This is a genomic window from Actinomadura logoneensis (assembly GCF_003428695.1).
Taxonomy (GTDB): Bacteria; Actinomycetota; Actinomycetes; order Streptosporangiales; family Streptosporangiaceae; genus Spirillospora; species Spirillospora logoneensis.
In genome coordinates, this window is the sequence record NZ_QURH01000879.1 from 1 (window position 1) to 6088 (window position 6088).

Genomic DNA, 6088 nt, shown 5'->3' on the forward strand with positions numbered 1-6088 from the left:
GCGAGCGCCGCGCGGCCGTCGCCCGCCAGCGCCTCGAACCGCGCCGCGTCCACGGCCACGGCCGCGCCCCCGGCGACGTCAGAGCCGGTGCCGGTCAGCCGGTAGCCGGCCGGGGTGCTCTCGATGTCGGCGTGCGGGCGCAGGACGCCCCGGAGCCGCGACACCTGCGACTGGAGCGCGTGCGCCGAACCGCCCCGTCCGCCCCTGCCGTCGGAGCGGCCGGGGCCGCCGTCCGGGTAGAGCTCGTGCGCCAGGCCCTCGGCGGACACCGCCTCCCCCGGCCGCACCAGCAGCAGCGCCAGCAGGGCGCGGCGGGCCGGACCGCCCAGCGGGACCGGCGTCCCGTCCGGTCGCCACGCCGCCGTCGAACCGAGCACGCCGAACCGCATGATCCGTGATTATCGTCCTGAACCGGGCTTTGCGCAGGGAGGACCGCGGGCTGGCTACCATGCAGCCCATGACGAGCGGACAGGCACGACCGATCACCGTGGTGGGGGAGCCGATCCTCCACCGCTCCCTGCGCCCGGTGGAGAGCTTCGACGCCGACCTCGCGGCGCTGGTGGACGACATGTTCGCCAGCATGTACGAGGCCGACGGCGTGGGCCTGGCCGCGAACCAGATCGGCGTCGACCTGCGCGTCTTCGTCTACGACTGCCCGGACGCCGACGACGTGGCCCGCAAGGGCGTCGTCTGCAACCCCACGCTCGTCCTGCCCGAGGGCCCGGACCGGCACCTCGACGACGGCGAGGAGGGCTGCCTGTCGGTGCCCGGCCCGCACGCGCCGCTCGCCCGCCCCGACCGCGCCACCTGCCACGGGTTCGACGTCGAGGGCAACCCCGTCACGGTCGAGGGGACGGGCCTGCTCGCCCGCTGCCTCCAGCACGAGACCGACCACCTGAACGGCAGGCTCTACATCGACCGCCTCTCGACGCGCGCCCGCAAGAAGGTGCTGCGCGAGATGGAGGAGATGCGCGCGGAGGCCGAGCGGTCCGCCTGATCCGGCGCGCCCGCCCGGCCCGCCCGCCCGGTCCGGGGCGCGGTCAGTCCGCGTAGGGCGGCTCGGGGTAGTACTGCACGTACTTCTGGACGTTGCGGGCGTGCTCGACGCCGTGGAGCTGTCCGACCAGCCACAACGCCATGTCGATGCCCGCCGAGACGCCCTGGCTGGTGACGACCTCGCCGTCCACGACGAACCGCTCGTCCCGGACGAGCGTGACGTCCTCGCGCGCCTCCATCTCGTGCTCGGCCGCCCAGTGCGTCGCCGCGCGCCGTCCCCGCAGCAGGCCGGCGTCGTGCAGCAGCAGCGAGCCGGTGCAGACGCTGGTCAGCCAGCGCGCCTTCGGGCCGGCCGCCGCGAGCCAGCCGGTGATCACCGGGTCCTTGCCCGCCGCCACCCGGCCGTTCCCGCCCGGGACGAGCAGGACGTCCAGGTCAGGGTGGTCGTCGAAGGTGTGGTCCGGCAGCACCCGCATGCCCTTGTTGCACCGGACGGGACCGTCCGCGGCGGCGACGAGCACCGCCCGGTCCCCCTCGCCGCGGAGCATCGCCGAGGCCGTGAAGACCTCCCACGGCCCCACGAAGTCGAGCTCCTCCGCGCCCTCGAACAGCAGCAGTCCGTACGTCGTCATCGGACGTCCCTTCCCGTCGATCGGAACCGTTCCCGGTAGTCGGACGGCGCGACCCCGACCGTCCGGTGGAAGGCCCGGCGCAGCGTCTCGCCGGTGCCGAAGCCGAGCCGCCGGGCCATCGCCTCGACCGGCTCGGCGGTCTCGGCGAGCGCCCGCCGCGCCGCCTCGACCCGGACCCGCTCGACGTAGCCGCCGGGCGGGACGCCCATCTCCGCCGTGAAGCGGCGTTGCAGGTGGCGGGGGCTGAGCCCGGCCCGGCGGGCCAGCTCGCGCACGCCGTGCCGGTCGCCCGGGTCGGCGTTGATCGCGTCCACGGCCGTCCGGATCGGGTCGCTCTCCGGACGCGCCGTCCACAGCGGGACGCTGAACTGCGACTGGCTGCCGGGCCGCCGCAGGAACATGACCAGCTCGCGGGCGACGACGTGCGCCACCTCCCGGCCGAGGTCGTCCTCGACCATGGCGAGCGCGAGGTCCATCCCGGCGGTGACGCCCGCGGACGTCCAGACCCGGCCGTCCCGGATGTGGATCGGGTCGCAGTCCACCACGGCCTCGGGATGGGTCCGGCGCACCTGCTCGGCGCGCTCCCAGTGCGTCGTGACGCGCCTGCCGTCCAGCAGGCCGGCCGCGCCGAGCAGCAGCACGCCGCTGCACACCGACGCCACCCGCCGCGCGCCCCGCGCCGCGTCCCGCACCCAGCCGACCAGCGCCTCATCCCGGGCGGCGGCGTCCACTCCGGCCCCGCCCACCGCGACGAGCGTGTCGACGGGCTCCGCCGGGTCGAGGTCGGCGACGCCGTGCCGGACCACGAACGGCAGCCCGCTGCGCGACCGGACCTCCCCGGCCTCGGGCGCGACGACCACGCACTCGTACCGCCCGGTGAACGAGAAGACCTCGAACGGCCCGGTCAGGTCGAGCGACTGGAACCCGTCGAAGACGACGAACACGACTCGCTTCACGTCACCGAGCGTGCAGCCGCCCGCGGGACGGCGTCAACGCCGCACACCCCACACATCGCGCCATCCGCGCACCCGCCACGCGCCACGCGCCACGCGCCAACCACGCACAAGCTGCATCGCGCCATCCGCACCAGCCGCGTCGCGCCATCCGCGCATGGGCCATATCGCGGCACGCCCTCGCACATCGCGCGACAAAGGCGGCCGTCGACGAATTCACGAAATAGCGGTTGACAACTCCCCGGGGCGTCCCGCTAATATTCGGGGCATGGAGCTGTGATCATCTTCCGGGTTGAGCCGCCCGCCACGCGCCCGTCCTGACCGAGGACGCGCCCGTCCGCGGCCCGCTCCCCATCTCTCCCTGTCGGCCGTTCCCCGGCCTCGTCTTGTACGTCTGCCACGCCGTCACGCGTGCGTCCAGCCATGCCCGACATCCCCGTCCCGGGAAGCACCGTCCATTTTCCGCGGCCTTTCACCAGGCCGAATTCGAGCATGCCCGGAGGTGTCTCTTCATGCGAATCCACAATGACGACAACACGCCCTTCGCCAAGGCCCTCGCGAAGAAGAAGTCCAAGGACGCTTTCAAGAATCCGCGGACTGCCGCGATGGCCGACCGCGGGCGCAAGCACGCCGGCCGCACGCCGACCCGGCAGTTCAACCGGGGCCGGTAACGCCCTGCCCGCCCGTCCGGCCACCCGCCCGGGGTGCCCGGACGGGCGCCGCGCCTCTCCGGTCAGTCCGGAGGGATGGTCGGCACGCCGGACTGCGACGGGCTCTGCCCCTGCCCGTGCTGCTGCCCCGGGGCCTGCGCCTCCGCCTGTGCCTGGGCCTGGGCCTGTGCCTGCGGCTCGGCGGCGGCAGTCGCGGGCTGCCGCTGGAGGGCGTCGCGGAGCTGTTCCTCCAGCTCCTCCGACAGCGATGTCTGGATGACCTGGCCGCCGAACTGCGCCAGCTCCGGCAGCACCTTGTCCGGCGTGGTCTTCTTGACGAGCAGGAAGACCGCCGCCGCGCCGGGCCGCAGCCCCTCGCCCAGCCGCCGCATGAACTCGTCGTTGATGCCGAGGTCGGTGACCGCGCCGACGGCCGCGCCGGTCGCGCCGCCGATGGCCGCGCCCAGCAGCGGCTGGAGGAAGAGCAGCCCGATCAGGCCGCCCCACAGCGCGCCGCCCGCCGCACCGCCCGCGACCGTGTTGAGGGACTGGTGCAGCTTGATCTTGCCGTCCTCGCGGCGCTCCACCACCACGGCGTCCGCCACCTCGATGACGTGCCGCATCTGCAGTTCGCCCACCAGGTCGCGGACACGCTCGGCGGTCTCCACGTCGTCGTAGGCGATCGCCACGAGATCACTCATCGTCGGTTCCCCCCGAAGTCCGGACGGCCCGTCCGCCGTCCCCGGGAGGTCCCATACCCGGCTCCCCGCGCTCTTGCACGGCCTCCGACCTGCGGTTCCACCGTCGGAGGACGCGCACGCCCGAGACGGTCCGCCCCAAGCGCGGGGTGGGTCAGCCGCGGGTGTGCAGGGTGCGCTGCAGCTCCCGGATCTCGTCGGCGAACTCCTCCACCGGCCCGGCCACCGGCACGTCCGGCGCCACGTCGTTGATCGCGAGCGGCCGGACGGGCGACGCCCCGGACACCCCCAGCTCGCGCAGCCAGCCGACGAGCTGTTCGGTCGAGGACGCGTAGACGATCCGTCCCAGCCCGGCCCAGCCGTGCGCGGCGGAGCACATCGCGCAGTGCTCGCCGGAGGTGTAGACGGTCGCGGCGGCGCGCTCGGACGGCGACAGGTTCGTGCCCGCCCAGCGCGCGATCTCGAACTCCGGGTGCCGGGTGCGGTCGCCGTCCTTGACCCGGTTGCGGTCCTCGAACAGCACCTCGCCGGACGCCGAGACGAGCACCGACCCGAACGGCTCGTCACCGTCCGCCAGGGCCTCGGCGGCCAGGTCCACGCAGCGGCGCAGGTGGCCGCGCTCGGTCTCGGTCGGCTGGTACCAGGTCACGTCCGTCCCCCTTCGCGCGCTCCGGCGCGTCCCGCCCGGAGCCTCAGGCCGAGGGTAGACGATCTTCGTCGGCGGGCAGCGGGGAGACCCCGCGCTCGGCGAACACCCGCTTGGCGACGAGCGTCGCGTTGAGCGCGCGCGGAATCCCGGCGTAGACGGCCGAGTGCAGCAGGGCCTCGGAGATCTCGGTGGCGGTCAGGCCGACGTTCAGCGCCGCGTTGATGTGGACGTCCAGTTCGAGCTCGCAGCCGCCGAGCGCGGTCAGGACCCCGAGGGTGACCAGTTGGCGGTCGCGGGGCGGCAGCTCGGGCCGCGCGTACATGTCGCCGAACGCCCACGCGACGATCTGGTGGCCCAGTTCGGGCGACACGTCGGCGAGCGACTCCACGACCCGCTGCCCGCCCTCGCCGTCCACCTCCGTCAGGACCTTCATGCCGTGCTCGAAACGCTCGGATCGGTTCATCGCCGTACTCCTTCGTGTCTGTTCGGGACGACCTCGATCCTGCTCCGCCGAGCACGCGTCGCCGCCCCACAGGCATGAACACCTATGCTTCCCATGCCTGGGAGGTATGGATGGACATGGAGATCCGGCTGCTCGGATACGTCGTCGCGATCGCCGAGGAGGGGTCGGTCAGCGCGGCGGCGCGCCGCCTGCACCTCACCCAGCCGACGCTGAGCCGCCAGCTGCGCGACCTGGAGCAGGACCTCGGCACGCCGCTGTTCGAGCGGGCGGGCCGCGGCCTCGCGCCGACCCCGGCGGGACGGGCGCTGCTGCGCCGGGCCCGGGTGATCCTCGCCGAGTCGGCCGCGGCGGTCGAGGACGTCCGGCTCGCCGCGCGCGGGCTGTCCGGCCGGCTGACCATCGCGTTCGGGCCGTCCGGGATCAACGGCCCGCTCGGCGCCGCGCTCGGCCGGCTGCGCCGCGAGCTGCCGGGCGTCGAACTGCGGCTGGAGGAGAGCTTCAGCGACGCCGACATGTCCGAGGGCGTGCTGGACGGGCGGTACGACCTGTCGGTCCACCGGCTCCCGATGCGGGACGCGCGGCTGGCGGCGCGGGTGTGGTGGCGCGAGCCCATGTCGCTGTTCGTCCCGGAGAACCACGCGCTGGCGGCCGGGACGGGTCCGCTGCCGCTGTCCGCGCTCGGCGGCATCCCGCTGGTGCTGTGGCCGCGCGAGGCGTCCGCGCGCTCGCACGACGAGATCGTGGCGCTGTGCGACCGGGCCGGGGTCGTGCCCCGCGTCGCCGCCGAGGGACGCACCGTCCCGACGCTGCTCGCGCTGGTCGCGGCCGGGTTCGGCGGCGCGGTGCTGGCCGACTCGATGCGGTCGCTGCGCCGGGTCGGGGTGGCCGCGCGCCCGCTCGCCGGGACGTCCACGGCCCTGCACCTGGTGTGGCGCGCGGACGATCCGGATCCGCTGGTCGAACGGGCCCGGACCGCGCTCGCCGACCTCGGCGGGGCCGCCCGGCCGGCCGCCGGCGGGGGAACGGCGGCCGACCGGGGGTGAGGGG

At 74.7% G+C, this 6088-nt stretch carries 8 protein-coding genes and 1 pseudogene; 3 read left to right on the top strand and 6 right to left on the bottom strand.

Annotation, left to right across the window (positions count from 1 at the left end):
• A pseudogene (locus tag DZF91_RS29665) lies at window positions 1-389 on the bottom strand (winged helix-turn-helix domain-containing protein); the annotation flags it as partial.
• A 59-nt stretch (window positions 390-448) separates the two neighbouring features.
• Between DZF91_RS29665 and def the strand changes: the two are divergent.
• Complete coding sequence (gene def, locus DZF91_RS29670; protein ID WP_117360405.1) at window positions 449-997, top strand: peptide deformylase; 549 nt, start codon at window positions 449-451, stop codon at window positions 995-997.
• Between the two features lie 43 nt (window positions 998-1040).
• Here the strand turns inward: def and DZF91_RS29675 are convergent, their stop codons facing one another.
• Together DZF91_RS29675 and DZF91_RS29680 are read right to left on the bottom strand one after the other, a co-directional pair.
• Entirely contained in the window at window positions 1041-1628 is a 588-nt protein-coding gene (locus DZF91_RS29675; RefSeq protein ID WP_117360406.1) for a DJ-1/PfpI family protein, read from the bottom strand.
• Complete coding sequence (locus DZF91_RS29680; RefSeq protein WP_117360407.1) at window positions 1625-2584, bottom strand: GlxA family transcriptional regulator; 960 nt, start codon at window positions 2582-2584, stop codon at window positions 1625-1627. Before DZF91_RS29680 ends, DZF91_RS29675 begins: the two co-directional genes overlap by 4 nt.
• 509 nt (window positions 2585-3093) lie before the next feature.
• On the opposite strand from DZF91_RS29680, the gene DZF91_RS40575 reads away from it, so the two are divergent.
• The gene (locus DZF91_RS40575) at window positions 3094-3252 is read left to right on the top strand and encodes a hypothetical protein (RefSeq protein WP_158588078.1); all 159 of its coding nucleotides are present in this window, start codon (window positions 3094-3096) and stop codon (window positions 3250-3252) included.
• Between the two features lie 62 nt (window positions 3253-3314).
• On the opposite strand, the gene DZF91_RS29685 is transcribed toward DZF91_RS40575, so the two are convergent.
• The 3 genes from DZF91_RS29685 to DZF91_RS29695 form a co-directional block, all read right to left on the bottom strand.
• Window positions 3315-3932 carry a DUF1269 domain-containing protein gene (locus tag DZF91_RS29685; protein WP_117360408.1) on the bottom strand — a complete coding sequence of 206 codons (618 nt, stop codon included), beginning with the start codon at window positions 3930-3932 and terminating at the stop codon, window positions 3315-3317.
• Between the two features lie 151 nt (window positions 3933-4083).
• Entirely contained in the window at window positions 4084-4578 is a 495-nt protein-coding gene (locus DZF91_RS29690; RefSeq protein WP_117360409.1) for a nucleoside deaminase, read from the bottom strand.
• A gap of 43 nt (window positions 4579-4621) precedes the next feature.
• Entirely contained in the window at window positions 4622-5041 is a 420-nt protein-coding gene (locus DZF91_RS29695) for a carboxymuconolactone decarboxylase family protein (RefSeq protein ID WP_117360410.1), read from the bottom strand.
• 110 nt (window positions 5042-5151) lie between these two features.
• On the opposite strand from DZF91_RS29695, the gene DZF91_RS29700 reads away from it, so the two are divergent.
• Window positions 5152-6084, top strand: coding sequence for a LysR family transcriptional regulator (locus DZF91_RS29700; RefSeq protein WP_158588079.1), 933 nt, complete (start codon window positions 5152-5154; stop codon window positions 6082-6084).
• Window positions 6085-6088 lie beyond the last annotated feature (4 nt).